Genomic DNA, 20350 nt, shown 5'->3' with positions numbered 1-20350 from the left:
AGCACATCTTTTTTAAAGAATTAACGGACTGGATCTTCAGGCGTATTCGAGCAGCCTGAACAAGCAACATGGGGTACTCGTCGCGTACCTTGATTTCCTGAAGAGGAACATTTTATGAGTAACAAATTGATCAAATTCTTCAATATTACGGGCCTGACCTGGTTCGTACCTTTGGTGAAAATGGCGGCCGGCGAGAACCCGGCCCAACAAATGCGCCAATTGTTTCTGATCATGGGCGTGCCCATCATCGCCTTCGCTATTTTCCTGGGCATGTGGAGCGTCTCTGCATCCGGCGTAAAAACCAGTTTGGGTGCGATTCCGGGACCGGTTGCGGTTTGGGACGAGGTCGGTGGCTTGATCGACGAGCACATTTCCGAACGCACCAAAAAAGCCGAGTTTTACCAACGTCAGGAACAACGCAACAAGGAAAAACTGGCCGAAGATCCAAACGCGGAAATCAAGATTCGCCCCTACACCGGCAAACCGACTTACCTCGATAAAATTCTGACCAGCCTGCGCACCGTGTTCGCCGGCTTTGTGATTGCGACCTTGGTGGCGGTGCCGCTCGGTATCCTGTGCGGCATGAGCCCGGTGCTCAATACCGCGTTCAACCCCCTGATCCAAATCTTCAAACCGGTGTCGCCGCTGGCTTGGCTGCCGATCGTGACGCTGGTGGTCAGTGCGCTCTACGTCACCAGCGAAGACTCTTGGTTCGAAAAGTCTTTCATCACCTCGGCCATCACCGTAACGCTATGCTCGCTGTGGCCAACGCTGATCAACACCGCGGTAGGCGTGTCGTCGATCGATCGCGATCTGGTCAACGTCGGCAAGGTATTACGACTGGATTGGCCAACCCAGATCAAACGCATCATCCTGCCGTCTGCCCTGCCCTTCATCTTTACCGGCATGCGCTTGTCGCTGGGCGTGGGCTGGATGGTATTGATCGCTGCGGAGATGCTGGCGCAAAACCCCGGTCTGGGCAAATTCGTCTGGGACGAGTTCCAAAACGGCAGTTCCAACTCGCTGAGCCGGATCATGGTGGCAGTGTTCACGATCGGCATCATCGGCTTCGTGCTGGATCGCATCATGCATTCGCTGCAAAACCTGTTCTCGTTCCAAAAAATTTAAGGTGCCGCCATGACCGCTGCCGCCAAAATCATCGACCTATCCATGCATAAACATACGAGCGCCTCCCCGGCCAACGACTCCAGCAAACCGTTGGTGGAACTAAAAAACGTCTGCAAATCCTACGGCGAGGGCAAAAGCCGGACTTCGATATTGAAAGACATCAATCTGGATATTAAGGAAGGCGAATTCATTGCCATAGTCGGCTTTTCCGGCAGCGGCAAAACCACCTTGGTGTCGCTGATCGCCGGCTTGATCTATCCCGATAGCGGCGAACTGTTAAAAAACGGCCAGACCATCGGCGAACCGGGGCCGGATCGGGGCGTGGTGTTTCAAAACTATTCGTTGATGCCTTGGTTGACCGTTTACGAAAACGTGGCGCTGGCGGTGGATGCGATCTTCAAGGACTGGACCCCGGAGCAACGTCGCGCCCACACCGAGAAATACGTCAACATGGTCAATCTGGGCCGGGCGATGGATAAAAAACCGTCGGAACTGTCCGGCGGCATGCGGCAGCGAGTCAACGTCGCGCGCGCTTTGGCGGCCAACCCGGACATCCTGCTGCTGGACGAACCGCTCAGCGCGCTGGACGCCTTGACCCGCGGCAATCTGCAGGACGAAATCCTGCAAATCTGGGAGCAGGACCGGAAAACGGTGATTCTGATCACCAACGATGTCGACGAAGCCATCTACATGGCCGACAGGGTGATTCCGTTAAACCCCGGTCCGGACGCAACATTCGGCCCGGATTTCGTCATCGACCTGGAACGCCCGCGCAACCGTACCGCCTTGAACCACGACCCGGAGTTCAAACGCCTGCGCGCCGACATCACCCGTTACCTGATGGACATCGGCATGCAAAAAGCCCAGGCCGAAATCGGTGACAAGCTGAAATTGCCGGATGTGCGTCCCAACACCAGCAACGACTGGAAACTGGATACCTCGGCCCTGAAGCCGGATCAACGCGATCTGGGCAAGGCCCGCTATCTGGAGTTTGCCAACCTGTCGAAAATCTACCCGACCCCCGACGGCAACGGCACCGTAAAAGTAGTCGACGGTTTTGATCTGAAAATGAAGAAAGGCGAGTTCATCTCGATTATCGGCCACTCCGGCTGCGGCAAATCGACGGTGTTATCGATGACCGCCGGTCTGAACGAGATCTCCGAAGGCGGTATCGTGCTCGACAACCGCGAAATCGACGGCGCCGGCCCGGACCGCGGCGTGGTGTTCCAGGCGCCGAGTCTGTTCCCGTGGCTGACCGCCTTCGACAATGTCATGCTCGGCGTCGACAAGGTCTATCCCCATGCCAGCCAGGACGAGCGCGAGGACATCGTCGAGTATTACCTGACCCGGGTCGGCTTGGCCGACAGCATGTTCAAAAAAGCGGCCGACATGTCCAACGGCATGCGCCAACGGGTGGGTATCGCCCGCGCTTTTGCCTTGTCGCCTAAACTGTTATTGCTCGACGAGCCGTTCGGTATGCTCGATTCGTTGACCCGCTGGGAATTGCAGGAAGTTCTGATGGAAGTCTGGGAACGCACACACGTTACCGCCATCGTCGTCACCCACGACGTCGACGAAGCCATTTTATTGGCCGACCGGGTGGTGATGATGACCAACGGCCCCCACGCCAAAATCGGCAAAATCCAGGAGATCGACCTGCCCCGGCCGCGCAGCCGCAAGGCCTTGCTCGAACACCCCGACTATTACAAATACCGGGAGAGCCTGCTGACCTTCTTGTCCGAATGCGACCATACCCACTGATTTCGCTTCTCTGTATTTCATTTGCTTAGGGGATCTATATGCCATTACCGAAACATCAACTACCTACCGCCACGCTACTGTCGATGGCAATCGCCAGTACCACCGCATCCGCTGACCTGACCAAGGAAGTGGAAGATGCGCTGAATTTTTACCATTACGGCAGTAACGGCGCGGTAAAAATGGATTTGAACTATCGCTGGGAAAACCTCGACCAGGACCAAGGTCCGGTCATTCCGGGCAAGGCGCCGCGCCGGGTCGAGACCGCAAACGCCAACACCGCCCGCCTGCGGCTGGGTTTGCTGTCGCCGACGTTCTACGACTTCCAGGCCTATGCCGAATACGAAGGTAACTACGCCTTGCAGGAAGACTACGACCAAGGCGGCACCACCACTAACCGCCATCGCGATTATTCGCTGGTGGCCGACCCCGACCGCAGCGAATTGAATCAATTCTGGCTCAGTTACAAAGGCATCCCCGACACCTTGATCAAAGTCGGCCGGCAACGGATCAAGTTAGACGACGACCGCTTCATCGGTAACGTTGGTTGGCGGCAAATGGAGATGACTTACGACTCGATACTGCTGACACACAACAATCAGACCATTTTCGGCCTGACCGTCAACGCCGGCTATCTCGACCACATTCAAAACATCTTCGGCGAAACCGAAACCATCAACGCCCCGATCCTGAATCTGAACTACAAGGTCAACGACTGGGGCAATCTGATCGGTTACGGCTATTGGCTGGACTATCGGCAACGCGAGAACTACCACAAATCGTCGCAAACCTACGGCCTGCGTTTTGACGGTAAGTCGCCGCAGTTTTTCGATCGGGTGAATTTTCTGTATACCGCCGAATGGAGCAACCAGCTCGACTACGGCGACAACCCCAACGACTACCAAGCGGACCGCTTCAATTTCATGGGTGGCGTCAGCGCCTTCAACCTGAGTCTGCAAGGCGCCATCGAGCAGCTCAACGGTTACGGCTACACCGGCAACCGCGTTACCACCAACGGCACCACCTACAAATCCTTCCAGACCCCGTTGGGTACCAACCACGCCTTCCAGGGTTGGGCGGATTTGTTCCTGACCACGCCCGCCGCCGGTATTCGCGACGTGTTCGCCACCGCCACGTACAAAATGATGAACGACAGCCTGATCGTCACCGGCGTCTACCACGACTTCTACGACGATACCGGCGGCATCGAGTACGGTAGCGAATGGGATTTCTCGATCTTGAAGAAATTCGGCAAGCACTACTCCTTGTTAGCCAAGTACGCCAACTTCAATACCGAGAACACTGCATATACCGACACCCAAAGAATCTGGCTGCAAGCCAACGTCAGCTTCTAAGTCCCCGCCGGCCGGGCGGCAAATGCCCGGCCGGTATCGATTCCACAGTTGTTAGATATAGTCATGAAACTGAAACTGGTAGTCATCGGCAATGGCATGGCGGGGATGCGTACCGTCGACGAATTGCTGCAGTTGGCGCCCGAACGCTATCAAATCACCGTGTTCGGCGCCGAGCCGCACGGCAATTACAACCGGATCATGTTGACTCCGGTATTGTTCGGCGCCAAAAGCATCGCCGAGATCATGATTCACGATTTCGACTGGTACCGCAAACACGACATCACCTTGTACTGCGGTACCGATAAAGCAGTAGTCGGCGTCGACCGTCACCGGCGTCGGGTTGTGGCTCAGGACGGCACCGAAGCGGAATACGATTATTTATTGCTGGCCACCGGTTCCCTGCCGTTGATGCTGGATATCCCCGGCCGCGACTTGCGCGGCGTGTTGGGTTTTCGCGATATCGCCGACGTGCAGAGCATGATTGCCGCTGCAGCGAGTAAGACGCACGCCGTGATTCTCGGTGGCGGCTTGCTGGGCCTGGAAGCGGCTAACGGCCTGTTGCAACGCGGTATGCAGGTCAGTGTCATCAACCGCGCCGGGCATTTATTGAACAAACAACTGGATAGGCAGGCGGCCGGCTTTTTGCAACAGCAATTAGCGGACAAGGGCATAAAATTTCATTTGGGCTGTACCATCGATCGCATCCTCGGCGACGACGGCCATATTCAACAGGTGCAGCTCAGTAACGGCGAAATACTGCCGGCCGATTTGCTGGTGATGTCGACCGGTATCAAACCGAACATCGCCTTGGCCGAGCGCATTGGCTTGCAATGCGAGCGCGGCGTCATCGTCGACGACCTGATGCAAACCAGCGATCCGCGGGTGTTCTCGGTCGGTGAATGCGTCCAGCACCGCGGCGAATTGTTCGGTCTGGTGGCGCCGGTTTACGAGCAAGCCAAAGTCTGCGCCCGCCAATTGTCGGGTCATGACGGCAGCATTTACCAAACTCTGTCCTCGGCGACGATGCTGAAAGTGACCGGCATCGACTTGTTTTCGGTCGGCGATTTCGAGGGCGACGCCGACTGCCAAATTCTGCAATTGATCGACCACGGCCTCGGCGTCTACAAGAAAATCGTATTGCGCGGCGATATCGTGATCGGCGTGATCTTGTACGGCGACACCAGCGACAGCGCCTGGTATTTGAATCTGGTCAAGGACAAGACGCCGATCGCTGCGATCCGCGATCGCCTGATGTTCGGCCAGACGCCATTGGCCGCCGCCGCTTAACCGTTAAGCCATGACTCCAGCAACCGTTAAAACCACCTGCCCCTATTGCGGCGTCGGCTGCGGCATCGAAGCCACGGTCGAAGATCCCGTTGCGCATCGGGTCACCATCAAAGGCGATCCGGAACATCCGTCCAACTTCGGCAAACTCTGTTCGAAGGGCGCCACGCTGGGCGATACCGTCACGCTGGAAAACCGCTTGCTCTACCCTGCCGTCAACGGCCAACGTTGCGATTGGGATAGTGCGCTCGATCACGTCGCCGGCCGCTTCCGGCAGATCATCACCGAACACGGACCGGACGCGGTCGCGTTTTATGTGTCGGGCCAATTGCTGACCGAAGACTATTATGTCGCCAACAAGCTGATGAAAGGTTTCATCGGCTCGGCCAACATCGATACCAATTCCCGTTTGTGCATGTCGTCGGCTGTGGTCGGCTATAAACGCGCTTTCGGCGCCGATACCGTGCCCTGCAGTTACGCAGACCTGGAATTGGCCGATTTGATCGTGCTGGTCGGTTCCAACGCCGCCTGGTGCCACCCGATTGCGTTTCAACGCATCCGCAAAGCCAAGGAAAGCAATCCGCAGTTAAAAGTCGTCGTCGTCGATCCGCGCCGCACCGCCAGTTGCGATATCGCCGACCTGCATCTGCCGTTGAAGCCGGGCATGGACGCGCTACTGTTCAATGGCCTGTTATGCCACCTGCAGCGCGATGGCCGCATCGACCACGACTACGTCGCCAATTTCACCAACGGTTTCGCCGAGGCGCTACGCCAAGCCGAGGCCGGCGCCGGTTCGGTGGCCGCGGTCGCCGCCGGCTGCGAGCTGGACCCGGCCGATATCGCCCAATTTTTCGCTTGGTTCGCAGCAACCGAACGCAGCGTCACGGTGTATTCGCAAGGCATCAACCAATCCAGCTCCGGATCGGACAAATGCAACGCCATCATCAACTGCCATCTGGCGACCGGCCGGCTGGGCAAACCCGGCATGGGGCCGTTTTCGTTCACCGGCCAACCCAATGCGATGGGCGGCCGCGAAGTCGGCGGGCTGGCCAACATGCTGGCGGCACACATGGACCTGGACAATCCGGTGCATGTCGACCGCGTCGGCCGGTTTTGGCACAGCGAACACGTGGCGAACAAAGCCGGACTGAAAGCCGTGGACATGTTCGAGGCCGTCGCCGCCGGCCGGGTCAAGGCGGTCTGGATCATGGCCACCAATCCGGTGGTGTCGATGCCGGACGCGGACCGGGTGAAGCAAGCGCTGCAAGGCTGCGAATTCGTCGTGGTATCGGATTGCATCGCCGAGACCGACACGGCCCAACTCGCGCACGTGTTGTTGCCGGCCACCGGCTGGAGCGAAAAGGACGGCACCGTGACCAATCTGGAACGGCGCATCTCGCGGCAACGGCCGTTGTTCCCGGCTTCCGGCGAAGCCCGCCACGACTGGTGGATCATTAGCCGGGTGGCGCAACGCATGGGCTTTACCGAGGCCTTCGCTTACCAATCCAGCGCCGAAATCTTTCGCGAACATGCGGCGCTGTCGGCCTTCGAGAACGACGCCGAACATCAATTACGCGACTTCGATTTGTCGGCGTTTACCGCGATCGATCAGACCGAATTCGATGCCCTGCAACCGGTACAGTGGCCGGTAAGCCGCGACCGACCGCAAGGCCGGCCGCAGCTGTTCGACGACAAGCTTTTTTATACTGCCGACCGCAAGGCCAGATTTATTCCGGTCGCGCCGCACGGGCCGCGCCATAGCGTCGACGTCGACTACCCGTTCACGCTGAACACCGGCCGCTTGCGCGATCAATGGCACACCATGACCCGCACCGGCTTGGCCGCCAAATTGAACGCGCATCGGCCGGAGCCCTTCGTCGAAATCCATCCCGCCGACGCCGAGCGCTTACAACTGAAGCACCGCAGTCTGGCCCACATCGAAAGCCGTTGGGGGCAAATGTTGGCGCGGGTCGAAATCGGCGCCGGTCAACGCCAGGGCAGCTTGTTCGTCCCTATGCATTGGACTGCTCAACTGAGCAGCCACGGCCGGATGGGGGCTTTGGTCAACCCGGTGGTGGACCCCTACTCCGGCCAGCCGGAAAGCAAGCAGACTCCGGTGACGATCTCAGCCTGGCCGGCGACTTGGTACGCGACGATTCTGGCCCGGCAACCGTTGGCGATCCGGGATTGCGAATATCAAGTCAAAATCCGCGGCGACCAGTTTTTCCGTTACGAGCTGGCCGGCAGCGGCGCCGGTAAAGACTGGCGCCAGTGGAGCCGGGAATTGTTTGCCGAGCACGGCATGGCCGGGGCGGGCGACTGGCTGGAATACAGCGATCTGCAGGCCGGCTATTACCGTTGCGCCTACGTCAGCGACAATCGACTGGAAGTCTGTCTGTTGGTCGGACCGGATTTCGAGTTGCCGGAGCCGGGCTGGCTGTGCAGTTTGTTCCCGAAACCGGAACTGAGTCGCAGCGAACGTTTGGCCTTGCTCAGCGGCCAGCCGCCGAAAGGCGAAGCCGATATTGGCCGAATCGTCTGTTCGTGTTTCAATGTCGGCGAGAAAACCATTCAACAAGCGGTGCAAACCCATAAGTTACAAAGCGTGGCGGATATCAGCGCCTGCCTCGGCGCGGGCAGCGGCTGCGGTTCCTGCGTCGCCGAATTGAAGGAGTTTTTGCCTCAGCCCGGTTAACTCGACGCGCACAAGGACCATGCCAGAAAAATCAACGCTATTTCCCTATTTTCAGCCCATTATTGCGATAGCCAGCAGCAAAATCGTCGGTTACGAAGCCTTGGCCCGCCAATACGATGTCAAGGGCAATGTGGTTTCTGCCGGCGCCCTGTTCTCCTCCGCCGATGTCGACATCAAACAGCGTACCGAACTGGACCGACAGGTACGCTGGCAAGCCCTGGAAAAATTCTCGCAGCAGGCCGATAGCCAAACCTATCTGGCGCTGAACATTTCGGCGGCTTGGATCGAGAATCTGCGCCAACTCAATGCTTTGCCGACCCTGCGCATGCTGGAAGAGTTGAATATCGACCGCCAGCGCATCGTGGTCGAAATCTCCGACGCTCACGTCGATCCGCACAAGTTGAAACAGATCGTGCAGCGTTACCGCAAACACGGCCTGCGGGTGGCGATCGGCGACTTCGGCGCCGGTTCCTCGCAACTGGAACGGGTGATCGCAATCCAGCCCGATATCATCAAGATCGATATGCGCCTATTCAAGCGCGCCGCGAGAGGCAGCAGCATCGCCACCGACATCGTGCATCTGATGTCGCGTCTGGGCCAGCGCACCGGCGCCCGCATCGTCTGCGAAGGCGTGGAAAGCGACGAGGAGTTTTTATTCGGCTTGAACTGCGGCGCCCAATTCATGCAGGGCTTTTTGTTCGCCAAAGCCGAAGCCGATTTCCTGCCCATCAACAGTTTCGAACAGCACGCAGCCTCGCTACGCAGCAAGTTCGTCAAAAACACGCTGCCGCGGGTACAAAAAGAAATCAACGCGATCAACGCCATCAAGGCTTTGATTTACCGCTTGGCCCAAGCACTACAGGACGATTTCAACCTGAACGAACTGGTCAGCTGGAATTTCAGCCAAAGCGGCGTGATCCGGTTTTACCTGTGCAACAATCAGGGCGACCAGATTTCGCCGGATTTCAATTTCAGCGAAAACCAATGGTTTACCGATCCGCGCAAGATCGGCTTCAACTGGTCCTGGCGGCCGTACTTCTTTCAGTTGCTGGCGCTGGAAAACTGCGGCGATCGCAACCGCATCGTCACCTCCGAACGCTATCGCGATTTCGAAACCAGCCTGCTATGCAAGACCCTGGCGCTACGCCTGGACAATGAGCGAATTTTATTGGTGGATACTGTGGTAGGTGACTAGACTCATCTGTCCCGAACTGCACCGGCAACTGGCCGCGGCCGGCTTTTTACTATAATCAGTGCGACATGGTAACTGGCTGGAGTATGCAAAGGCGGCGAGATGAGCGACGACGAGAACTTATCGAAAATTCTGGTGATCGACAGCGACAGGCCGGCGATTTTGGTTGTCGGCAGCGATCCGGAATTGGCAACCCGCCTCAACCGGTTGTTCAATCGGGCGGCAGTGGCCGATAGCAGCCAAATTTCCGGAAAACCGAGCTACGCCGTACATTGGTCCGGCAATACAGCGCATGCGGCACAGGCGATTGCCGACGGTTTGGCCGCAAATACCCCGTTTAATTTGGTTTTTGTGCTGCATCCTTTGCCGCAAGCCAGCGGCGTGGCCTTGATAAAACACCTGTGGGAATTGGATTCCGGTTTGAACGCGGTGCTTTGCAATGCCGATCCGGGACTTGACTGGCCACAGATCGCCGAAACGCTGGGCGAGAGCGATCAGTTGCTGATTTTACAGCAACCGGTTTGCGACTTGGTCGTCCGCCAAGTGGTCCATGCTATGGTCAGGCAATGGCAATTGGTGAAGCAAACCCAAGACGTCATGCAATTTATCGTGATGCAGAACCAACGGCTCGACGCGACCAACCACAAGTTGCAGGACATGCAGGCGCAGTTGCTGCAATCGGAGAAAATGTCATCAATCGGTCAATTGGCTGCGGGCGTTGCCCACGAAATCAACAATCCGATCGGATTCGTCAAATCCAATCTAAATACTCTGAAGGGATATACCGAAGACTTATTAGCCCTGGCCGAGACTTACGAACAGGCCGAGGCAGCGCTGGCCGACCCGGTCCTGCGTGCCGAAATCGACTCGGTCAAACGCCGGATCGACTTCGAATACTTGCGAGACGACGCGCCGGATTTACTCAACGATTCGCTGGACGGTATTAACCGGGTTGCCAAAATCGTTCAGGACTTGAAGGACTTTTCCCATCCGCAACACGACGGCGACGCCTGGCAGTGGGCCGATCTCAACGCCAACCTGGATAGCGCGTTGAACATTGTTTACAACGAACTGAAATACAAAGCGGACATCGTCAAACACTATGGCGAGCTGCCTTTGGTCAATTGCTTGGCTGGCCAACTGAATCAGGTCTTCGTCAACTTGCTGGTCAACGCCGCATACGCGATTGACAAGCGGGGCGTCATCACCATTGCCACCGGCAGCGGCGAAGGCCGGGTCTGGCTAGAAATTTCCGACACCGGCTGCGGGATTGCCGACGAGCAACTGAACCGGATTTTCGATGCCTTTTACACCACCAAGCCGGTCGGTAAAGGGACCGGGCTGGGATTGACAATTTCCTACGGCATTGTCAAAAAACACAGCGGCGAAATCAGCGCGCGCAGCCGAGTCGGCGAAGGCACCACCTTGCGCATTGAACTGCCGGTCAATGCCGAAGCAAGCCAGTGAAACTCTTATCGGCGTTCGCCGGCCGCCGCGATTGCACCAGCCCCATCCGTAACGTGAGTGTTTGATTCCGGAACGATTTTGATGGCTTTAAGTTTCACGGGAAACTCGTAACAAAGCACTTTAGCCAACATTAAGTTTATCCCGTAACTCACTTCAAGAATGTTTTACAAGATATTGATATTAAATATTTTTCTTTATTTTAAGCCGAATTATCGGACTCAGGCGAGTTGATGGCAACGATAAACCGAATTCCTTAGCCACGGCCGGGCCGATTCCGCGCCAATCGCGGCGTCGGCCGGCTCGGACATTGTAAACAATTAATATCCATAGAGTTTTCGTGCGACTTTAAGATAAACTGCAGCCAGGCGAACCCAAACCGAAACCGAATACCTTGAAGCACGTTTCGCGGGAGTATGTTTATGCGCACACTGTATTACAGCCATCCGGATTTTCTGGCCCACGATACCGGGCTGGCCCATCCGGAATGCCCCGAGCGGTTGCGAGTCATTGCCGAAGCGCTCGCGACGCCGAAATTCGCCGCACTGACGCATCTACAAGCGGCATTGCCGGACGACATTGAAGACAAAATCGGGTTGGTTCACGGTCGGGCCATGATCGCCAAACTGCTGGCCGAGATACCGGAACACGGTCTGACCAACCTGGATGCCGACACAGTGGTTTCGCCCGGTTCGCGCCAGGCGGCGCTACTGGCCGTCGCGGCGGTATGCGATGCAGTGGATAAAGTCTGCGGCGGCGCAGCCGACAATGCCTTCTGTGCGGTGCGCCCGCCCGGACACCATGCCATGCCCGACTACCCGATGGGTTTTTGTCTGTTCAACAACGTGGCCATAGCCGCCGAGTATGCACGCAAGAGTTATGGCCTGGAGCGGATCGCGATCGTCGATTTCGACGTCCACCACGGCAACGGCACCCAGGCCGCGTTTTACGACCAACCGCAAGTGCTCTACATATCCAGCCACCAATGGCCGCATTACCCCGGCAGCGGCCATCCTTCGGAACACGGTGCCGGCAATATCCTCAATCTGGCGCTGGCGACCGGCAGCGACGGCGAGGTGATTCGGGCCAAATATTGCGATACGGTATTCCCCGCCCTGCACAAATTTGCACCGCAGTTGGTTTTGATTTCGGCCGGATTCGACGCGCACAAAGACGACCCGCTCGCCTCGTTGCGCTTGACGGAAGCAGACTACCATTGGCTGACCGAACAATTGCGAGCGATCGCCGAAGAGTACTGTCAGGGACGGCTGATTTCGGTGCTGGAAGGCGGCTACAATTTACAGGCGCTGGCAAACAGCGTCGCCGCGCATGTGGCGGCTTTGATGGGCTGGGGCAACGAGGGCGTTTGACCGCCCTCTTTCCCATCCGTTGTTATTGCAGATTCGGCAGGGTATAGACGTAGTCGGCGTCCTTCATCGGCGCGTGGCAGGCGAAGCAAGGCGCTGATTGCGCCTTGTCGTACATTTTCAAAGTCTTGCCTTCCCAGATACCGAAGCCCCAACCGCCGGTCTCAGCGTATTTCTTGCTGTCTTTGACCATCGCTTCGGCGGCGGTAAATTCGCCGGGCACCGAGGCTTGTTCCCAATTCGGATGCTTGCGCTCGGCCCATTTGATCTTGGCGATAATGCTGCCGTCCGGCCAGGGCTTGGTCTTGCCGGCCCGCGCGGCATTGATGGCGACGTCGTTGCCGACGATCGCCCGCATGCTGTTCTTTTCGTGGCGCAGCGACACGCCCAACAGCCGCCAATCCCGATATTCACCGTGCTCCGGTTTCGCCGCCGGCACGGTTTCGGCGGCAACGCCATTGGCAACCAAAATCAAAGCGGCGGCCAGCAGCCGGCCGCCGGAAATCGTTTTGTACATACACCCTCCGTTAATAGTCATGTAAACCAGCGGCGCGGATTGTAACGGCTCCACAGGGCGGCGACCAATACAAAACCGCTGAGCCCGGCCAGTATTTCTTCAGCCAGCCGCCCTCAATGTCGTTAAGTTAAGCAAAAAACCGGCTTGTTCAAACTCTGGAGGATTAGGCCAGGCCTGCGACCGAAGGCGCTTGATCACGGGCATGGCCCGCTCCCACCATCCTTGACCTAACACCGCTGCGATCCAGATTCGCTTGGTACTCTATCGCTCCGGTAATGCCTGCCGGAGCGATCGTTTCGTTCAACAGCATCGTCTTTCCCCGTGGTCCCTAGTGGGACGGACTCTTAGCCCGCGGGAATGGTTTTGTTGGCTTATGCAACTTGCGCCATCCCTAAACGGCTGTTTAGAATGTGAAGTTAATCTCAAACTTCATAAACTCAACGATGCGCGATACCTTCCATTCCTCAAGCCCGGTGATTCCAGCAGCCGATAGCCGCCGGCTATGGGTGCTGGTCGCGCTGATGGCAGTGGCTGGCTGGTTTTTGTTGGCGAATGTCGAACGCGACGGTTTGAGCAGCGGTTTCGCCCATCCGTTTGCCGGTAACGATCATTTGGTCACGATGTTGGCGGTTGGCATCTGGGCCGCACAATTACGCGGGCATGCGATTTGGATGCTGCCGGCCACGTTCGTCGGTGTCATGAGCCTGGGCGGTCTGGCCGGAGCGCTCGGCTGCTACCTGCCGCAGATCGAAACGATTGTGCTGCTGTCATGCGCCGTATTCGGCGTATTGATCGTGCGCAACCTGCGCTTCAGCACCAATACCAACTTGGCGATCGTTGCATTGTTCGGTTTTTGCCACGGCTTTGCCCACGGCCAGGAGATTTCGGCTTCCGCCGGTTTGATTTCGTACGTGTGCGGTTTCGTATCGGCAACCTTGCTATTGCACGGCGCCGGGATCGTCTTCACCAAAGGCGTGATATTGGCGGTCGGCTGTTTTTTTTCGATGACGCTGGCGCAACCCCCTGCAATCGGTGCGGTAAAGGTGAATATTCCGGACGCGCTGCTCGCCGTTTCCAAGCGGATGCAGACCGAAGCCGTGGAGCGGGTTCAAGCGCGGTTCAGGCAAACGGCCCCTGCCGACGCCGGATGCTTCCCGCCCCAAATCGAATCGGCGCCGCCGGCCGCGGTTGCTTGCCGCTTCAGACGGCTATTTCCTGAGATCAACCACTCGCCGGGTTTGAGCATGGCCAGTAACGGCGTCGGTCGCACCTCGCCGCCGCGATTGCCTGCCATTACCGTATCGCTACCCTCGTCCGCCATACCGCTCGCGCCCCAGCCCTCGACGGCATGGGCCCCTGCTCCATCTCCCGCTTTTAGCCTTCCCGGCTTTCAGTGCGTTTGCACCAGTTTCTCCGCTGCCGCGCAACGGCAACTTCCGGCGATATCGCCAATGCTACCCGCCGCTAGTGAGTACTTTCCCGATTTTATTCAGCAATCAAGGCTCGCATACCCATGAAAATTCCAGAGCAACTCGCCAAAACCGTACTGGCGTTTACCATCGCTTCCGTCGTCGGACCGAGCGTTAAAGCAGACCCGCGCACTACTACCGCGCCCGCTAAAGACAAAGCCCAGGATTCGGTGCAAACGTTGAGCGAAGTGGTCGTCGATTCCGAAACAGGCAAACCCAAGTTTCCCAACACCGCCAAAGCCACGCCAAGTTTGACGGTAAACCGGGCGGATATCGAAACCAAAGTCAACGAAGTTACCATCGAGGACGCGTTGCGCTACCTTCCCGGCGTCAACGTCCGTCGCCGCTACCCGGGCGATGCGAACGCACCGATCGCGATGCGCGGTTCGAATATCACCCAGTCTGCCCATACCATGGTATTCGCGGACGGCATGCCGATTTACAACATGGTTAACGCCGGCCACACCGCCGCACCGCGTTGGTCGATGGTTGCACCGAACGAAATCGAATCGGTCGACGTACTGTTCGGGCCATTTTCCAGCCAGTACGACGGCCACTCTTTCGGCGGCGTGGTCAATTTCAACACCCGCATGCCGGATAAATTCGAAGCGGAAATGAGCGCCACCGGCATCTTTCAGGACATGCACCGCGGCGGCCGTGATCAGGTATTGCAGGGGTTTCGTACCTTCGTTTCCGGCGGCGACCGTATCGATAAATTTCGGGTGTACCTCTCATACAACCACATGGAAAACCAAGGCCAACCGATGGACCCGATCGGCACATCAACCGCCTCGCGCGGTTTACCGAGCAATCTGGCGGCCGGCGCCACGGCCATCCCGGTCACCGGGGCACAACTGATTCCGAGCCCGACCGGCGGCCGGAATTTTATTTTCGGCGACTCGGGCATCGATCGGGCCGAAACCGATTTGTTTAAACTGAAAACCTCTTACGACCTGACGGACGACTTGCAGGCTCGATTTACTATTGCCTACGAAGAACGCAACAGATACAACAACGATCCGCTGGCCCTGTCCAAAAGCTCTGCCACCGGGCAAACCCTGTTTAGCAATAGCACCAACAACAACGGACGTTTTACCAATTACTATACGCAAGACGGCTATAACTTCACGGTGCCGTTGAATGGCTTCCGTTTGCAGGAACAGAACCGCCAAGCCTTGAATTACGGCTTGAGCCTGAAAGGGAAGATCAGCGAGCGCTGGCATATCGACACCACGGCCAGCTTTTACGACGCCTTTAAGGATACCAGCCTGCAATCCAGGGGCGCCCAACTGGACCCCAACGCCCTGGTCGCCGGCCAGTTGCCGGGACAAATCACCGATGTCAGTACCTGGTGGGCAACTTACGACCTGAAACTCGCCACCGACCAGTTATTCGGCCGCGACGATTTATCCTTTATGGGCGGCTACCAGTTGGTGCACGGCAACAATAATAACCGGGTCTATGACAGCAGCGTTTATGCGAGCGGCATGCGCGGTAACGAAATCAGCGACTCGGGCGGACAAACCCAGACCAACAGCTTGTTTTCGCAGCTCGAATGGCGTTTCCTGCCGGATTGGAGCGTAATGGCGGGCTTGCGCTACGATCATTTTCAGACGATAGGCGGCCATTTTTACAATTACAACCGTAGCGCTACCGACGTCAGGCGCATCCAGAATTACGAGGACCGCAGCCAGGCCCGCATCTCGCCTAAAGCCGCGATCGAGTATTCGCCGGACAATTGGACTTTGCGTTATTCGTTCTCCAAAGCCTATCGTTTTCCGGTGGCTGAAGAATTGTTTGCCAGCAAGAATACCGTCGCCGGAACCACATTCTCCGATCCAAACCTGGGGCCGGAAAATGGTTATTTTCATAATTTCATGGTTCAGTACGACCTGCACCAGGGCTTGGTCAGGGCCAACTTTTTTTACGACCAAATCAACGACGAAATATTTTCCTATAACCCGCTGCTGGCGGGCGGCAACGGGCCGAACACCTATCTGGCCATCGGGCAAACCGAATCGATCGGTGTCGATTTGACGTATCAGAAATACGGTTTGTTCGGCCTGCCGCTGGATTTTGCAGCCAATACCATTTTCCTGAACAAGCAAATCGTCAAGAATCCCCAGGCGCCGGGGCTGGCCGGTAACGAGTGGCCGCGGACGCCTCGTTTGCAGGCCAATGTTCAGGCGACTTACCATATACTGCCGGAATGGGATGTCACGCCATCGGTCCGCTACCGTAGCGACATGTTCCACCAAATTACCAACGTCGATACGGAAGCCAACGTATTCAACGGCTCGGACGAATACACGCTGGTGGATTTCAAAACCAACTACAGACTGCCGACATACCACAATCTGAAAAGCACGATGTCGGCCGGTATCGATAATATTCTGGACCAGGATGTCTACGAAAATAATCCGCTGGCGCAACGCACCTACTATGTCAGCTTATCCGTTAAGTACTAAACCCAACTGTTCAGCCATGACGACAACCCACATTCTCGAAACCCGCAATCTGGTGGTGGAATACCAACAGCATCGGGCGATCGACCAACTGAATTTAGCGGTACCTGCGGGCTGCGTTTACGCCTTGCTGGGCGGCAACGGCGCCGGCAAAACCACGACGATCAGCACCTTCTTGGGATTTAACCGTCCCAGCAGCGGCCAGGTCTTGATCGGCGGCCGCTCGCTGCAGGACCAACCGGAGCTGGTCAAGTCCGAACTGGCCTATCTGCCCGAAAACGTGGCCTTGTACGACCTGCTCAGCGGCGTGGAAAACCTGCGGTTTTTCTGTGCGCTGGCCGGAATCGAATTGAGCCGGGAGCAGACCGGCCGCTTGTTGAGCGACAGCGGCTTGCAGGCGGATGCCCACGACAAGCGGGTCGGCCAGTATTCCAAAGGCATGCGGCAAAAGGTCGGTCTGGCGATCGCCAGCGCCAAACACGCCAAAGCCATGTTGCTGGACGAGCCCACCTCCGGCCTGGACCCGAGCGCAGCCAACGACTTTGCCCAACGCATCCGCGCCGCGGCGGACGGCGGCATGGCGGTATTGATGGCGACCCACGATTTGTTCAACGCCAAGCAAGTCGCGGATCGCATCGGCATCATGAAGCAAGGCCGGCTGGTCGAGGAGTTCGATGCCCACAGCGTGCAACACGACGAATTGGAAAGCAAATATCTGGCGCATGCCCGGGGGTTGGCATGATCGCCATTGTCATGCGCAAGGAGCTGGCCACCACGTTGCGCGACGGCCGTTTGCTGGTGCTGGGCCTGTCGCTGTTTGTTTTGTTCGCCGGCTTTTTTCTGTTTTCCAGTTACCAGTTGCAGGCACAGCGCCAGGAAAAACAGCGCGTCGGCGCGACGGCCAAGGAACAGTGGAATTCGCAGAGCGTCAAGAACCCCCATGCCGCCGCGCACTACGGTATTTACGTGTTCAAGCCGGATTTGCCCAGCGCGGCGATAGATCCGGGCTTGACGCCGTTTACCGGCCAGTCGCTGTGGCTGGAGCCGCACAAACGCAACCTGACCCGTTTCAATCCGAGTGCCGACGACGTATTGGCCAATCGATTCGGACAGGCCAGCAGCAGCTTCGTGCTTTATGCCTTGTTGCCGCTGTTGATCGTCGCGCTCAGTTTCAATTCGGTGTCGCAAGAACGCGAACGCGGCACCTTGCGCATGTTGCATAGTTTGGGAGTGGCGCCGCGGGCCTTGTTGTTCGGCAAGTTGCTCGGGCTGCTGACGGCGTTCTGGCTGGTCATGTCGCCCGCCGTGTTACTGGCGGGCCTGACGCTGGCCGGCCAATTCGAGCTGGCGATCGACGACCTGCTGCGTTTGAGTTTGCTGCTGGCCGGCCTGCTGGCGTATTACACGGTGTTCGCCGCCTTATCGATTGCCGCCTCCGCCTACTTTCGCACCAGCCGCAACACCTTGTTTTGCCTGCTGGGGTTCTGGATGGGCAGCGTGTTCGTCGCCCCGCGGCTGGGCGCCGCGATCGGCGATGTGCTTGCGCCCAACCCCAGTGCCAGCCAATTTTGGGATGCGATCAAGACCGATATCGCCCAAGGCCTGCCCGGCGACGGCTCCAAGCAACAACGCGAAACGGCCTTCGAAGCCCAAGTGCTGGCCCAATACGGCGTTGCCAGCAAAGAGCAGCTACCGGTGGGTTTTGTCTCGCTGAATCGACAATATAACGACGTTTACTCCAGCAAAGTCCACCAGTTGCATTTCGATCGCCTGCGGGCCAACTTCGCCACCCAACAGCAACTGGCGCATCTGGCCGGTTGGCTGGGGCCCAGTCTGGCGCTGCGTTCGTTGTCGATGGCCATAGCCGGCACCGATTTGGCGCACCAACGCGATTTCGAAGACGCCGCCGAGAAATATCGGCGTTATTTCATCGATCTCACCGAAGACTGGGACCGCGAACGCAGCCACGGCACCGAACGCTCCGCCAAAGGCGCGGAAACCGATTGGCGCAGCGTGCGGGACTTTGCTTACGCCGTTCCCACGGTCGGATTTTCGCTAAAAGCCAGCCTGCTGCCGCTAGCGGTGCTGGGCGCCTGGTTGGGGGCGGCACTGTGGCTGTTGGCCCATTCGGCACGGAGGTTGGCGCCATGATGGCTATCGTCAAAGTGGAATGGATCAGAATCCGGCGCAATCCGCTGAACGCGGCGATATTGCTGATTTTTGCGGTCTTGATGGGGCTCAGTGCCGTCTGGTCCGGACTCAGGGCCAGCGAGATTCGCGCTGCCGCGGCGGCGCCGCAAATCGCGGCGTCGGCCGCCAATGCCGCGGAAATGCACGACGCGCCGAAGGCGGACGCGCATGACGGCGGCGATGGGGCCTATGCCGCCAGCAATGACCGGGCGCCACTGCAATTGCCGCTGCTCGGCGGTTTGGTGCTGAACGTCAGCCAAGCCGATTTGGTCGGCACGTCCATTAAAGTCTCCAGTCGCAGCCGCCATACCGACGGCCGCAACAGCGACCAATTATTCAATCCGTTGAGTTACGAATTCGGGTTGCTGGACTTTGCCAGCGTGTTCGCGCTGTTGACGCCGCTGGTCGTCATCGCTTTGAGCTACGGCTTGGTGCAGGAGGAACGCGAAAGCGGGGTCTGGCGCCTGGTCTGCACCCAAACCGCGCGGCCGTGGCAATTGGTGTTGTGCAGCCTGGGCTGGCGTTTGCTGTTGGTGGCACTGGTCGCCTGCGCCAGTTCGCTGCTGGCGTTTTTGCTGGATAGCGGCTCGGCGCTGTCGGCGCTGGCTTACTGGTGCTTGATCAGCCTGAGCTACGTGCTGTTCTGGTTCAGTCTGGCCGGCTTGTTCCTGTTGCTGCCGATTTCTTCCGGCGCGGCGGCGATAGGCTTGCTCGGCAGTTGGCTGATCTTGACCTTCGGCGTGCCGGCCGCGCTGCATTGGGCCGCCGACCAGACCCAGCCCAAGCCGTCGCGCATGGCCGCCATTATCGAAATCCGCCGGTTGCAGGAACTCTCCAACCAGCAGCGGCAAAATTTGCTGGCGGACTGGTTTAAGGCCCATCCCGAGCTGCTGGGCGACACGCCGCTTGCCAAACTGCCGCGGGAAGTCGCCGGCTTGCCGGCCGCCCTGCAACTGGACAGCCAGATTCGGCCGCTGATGCTGCAATTCGAAACCCACCGCGCCGAGCAATTCGGATTCATGCAACGCTGGTCCTGGACTTCGCCGGCCTTGGCCGTGGCGTTGATGGCGGATCGTTTATCCGGCCTGGACGCACCCCGGCACGCCAGCTTCGTCGCCGCCGTCAACGATTTCGAAGACCGCTGGCGAGCGTACTTCGTGCCGTCCATCATGGCCCGCGCCGCCTGGAGCGAAGCGCAGCAAGCGGCGCCGCCGCAATTCGATTTCGATCAGTCCTTCGACATTGCCGAGCTCAACGGCCTGATCGGCTTGCAGGCGCTCTCGGCGGCATCGATGCTGGCAGTTCTGCTCGCGCTACGGCAGCGCTTCTCGCAATTTTAGCGTTGGCGGCTCCGGTCCCGGTCGGTACACAACACCGCGATCTTGCCTATGGGCAAGCGCGATGCGGCCGGACCGGCTGCACTCGGTTGCGAACGGCAGGGTTTGAGGGATAAAGCGCCTGCCGCG

14 protein-coding genes are annotated in these 20350 nt (G+C 58.1%); 13 read left to right on the top strand and 1 reads right to left on the bottom strand.

Going from position 1 to position 20350, the window contains the following annotated elements; genetic code table 11:
- The first annotated feature begins 114 nt into the window (after window positions 1–114).
- The 8 genes from ACH518_RS13990 to ACH518_RS13955 all read left to right on the top strand — a co-directional run bounded on the left by ACH518_RS13990 (window position 115) and on the right by ACH518_RS13955 (window position 12246).
- The gene (locus ACH518_RS13990) at window positions 115–1128 is read left to right on the top strand and encodes an ABC transporter permease (protein ID WP_140910454.1); all 1014 of its coding nucleotides are present in this window, start codon (window positions 115–117) and stop codon (window positions 1126–1128) included.
- A 42-nt stretch (window positions 1129–1170) separates the two neighbouring features.
- Complete coding sequence (locus tag ACH518_RS13985) at window positions 1171–2889, top strand: ABC transporter ATP-binding protein (protein ID WP_140910511.1); 1719 nt, start codon at window positions 1171–1173, stop codon at window positions 2887–2889.
- Window positions 2890–2927: 38 nt separating this feature from the next.
- A complete protein-coding gene (locus tag ACH518_RS13980; protein ID WP_445370526.1) occupies window positions 2928–4241 on the top strand; it encodes an alginate export family protein in 1314 nt (437 codons plus the stop codon).
- Window positions 4242–4304: 63 nt separating this feature from the next.
- Window positions 4305–5528 carry an NAD(P)/FAD-dependent oxidoreductase gene (locus tag ACH518_RS13975; RefSeq protein WP_445370525.1) on the top strand — a complete coding sequence of 408 codons (1224 nt, stop codon included), beginning with the start codon at window positions 4305–4307 and terminating at the stop codon, window positions 5526–5528.
- Between the two features lie 10 nt (window positions 5529–5538).
- Window positions 5539–8220: a molybdopterin-dependent oxidoreductase gene (locus ACH518_RS13970; protein WP_445370524.1), complete on the top strand. Its 2682-nt coding sequence runs from the start codon at window positions 5539–5541 to the stop codon at window positions 8218–8220.
- 19 nt (window positions 8221–8239) lie between these two features.
- Window positions 8240–9415: an EAL domain-containing protein gene (locus tag ACH518_RS13965; protein WP_445370523.1), complete on the top strand. Its 1176-nt coding sequence runs from the start codon at window positions 8240–8242 to the stop codon at window positions 9413–9415.
- Window positions 9416–9514: 99 nt separating this feature from the next.
- Window positions 9515–10879, top strand: coding sequence for an ATP-binding protein (locus ACH518_RS13960; protein ID WP_445370522.1), 1365 nt, complete (start codon window positions 9515–9517; stop codon window positions 10877–10879).
- Between the two features lie 419 nt (window positions 10880–11298).
- Window positions 11299–12246 carry a histone deacetylase family protein gene (locus ACH518_RS13955; protein WP_445370521.1) on the top strand — a complete coding sequence of 316 codons (948 nt, stop codon included), beginning with the start codon at window positions 11299–11301 and terminating at the stop codon, window positions 12244–12246.
- Window positions 12247–12268: 22 nt separating this feature from the next.
- On the opposite strand, the gene ACH518_RS13950 is transcribed toward ACH518_RS13955, so the two are convergent.
- Entirely contained in the window at window positions 12269–12760 is a 492-nt protein-coding gene (locus ACH518_RS13950; protein WP_278212053.1) for a cytochrome P460 family protein, read from the bottom strand.
- Between the two features lie 443 nt (window positions 12761–13203).
- Here ACH518_RS13950 and ACH518_RS13945 point away from each other — a divergent pair, with 443 nt between their 5' ends.
- From ACH518_RS13945 to ACH518_RS13925, 5 genes are read left to right on the top strand one after another with little or no spacing between them, the layout of a single operon-like run.
- Entirely contained in the window at window positions 13204–14277 is a 1074-nt protein-coding gene (locus ACH518_RS13945; RefSeq protein WP_445370520.1) for a HupE/UreJ family protein, read from the top strand.
- Window positions 14274–16697 carry a TonB-dependent receptor gene (locus tag ACH518_RS13940; protein ID WP_445370519.1) on the top strand — a complete coding sequence of 808 codons (2424 nt, stop codon included), beginning with the start codon at window positions 14274–14276 and terminating at the stop codon, window positions 16695–16697. The genes ACH518_RS13945 and ACH518_RS13940 overlap by 4 nt, the downstream gene beginning before the upstream one ends.
- 16 nt (window positions 16698–16713) lie before the next feature.
- Window positions 16714–17436, top strand: coding sequence for an ABC transporter ATP-binding protein (locus ACH518_RS13935; RefSeq protein ID WP_445370518.1), 723 nt, complete (start codon window positions 16714–16716; stop codon window positions 17434–17436).
- Window positions 17433–18845, top strand: a complete 1413-nt coding sequence (locus tag ACH518_RS13930) for a DUF3526 domain-containing protein (protein ID WP_445370517.1) — start codon at window positions 17433–17435, stop codon at window positions 18843–18845. The genes ACH518_RS13935 and ACH518_RS13930 overlap by 4 nt, the downstream gene beginning before the upstream one ends.
- Window positions 18842–20224: a DUF3526 domain-containing protein gene (locus tag ACH518_RS13925; protein WP_445370516.1), complete on the top strand. Its 1383-nt coding sequence runs from the start codon at window positions 18842–18844 to the stop codon at window positions 20222–20224. Before ACH518_RS13930 ends, ACH518_RS13925 begins: the two co-directional genes overlap by 4 nt.
- The last annotated feature ends 126 nt before the right edge of the window (window positions 20225–20350 follow it).

The sequence above is a fragment of the Methylomonas sp. HW2-6 genome (genome assembly GCF_052474525.1).
This window is presented reverse-complemented; position numbering and strand designations above follow the sequence as displayed.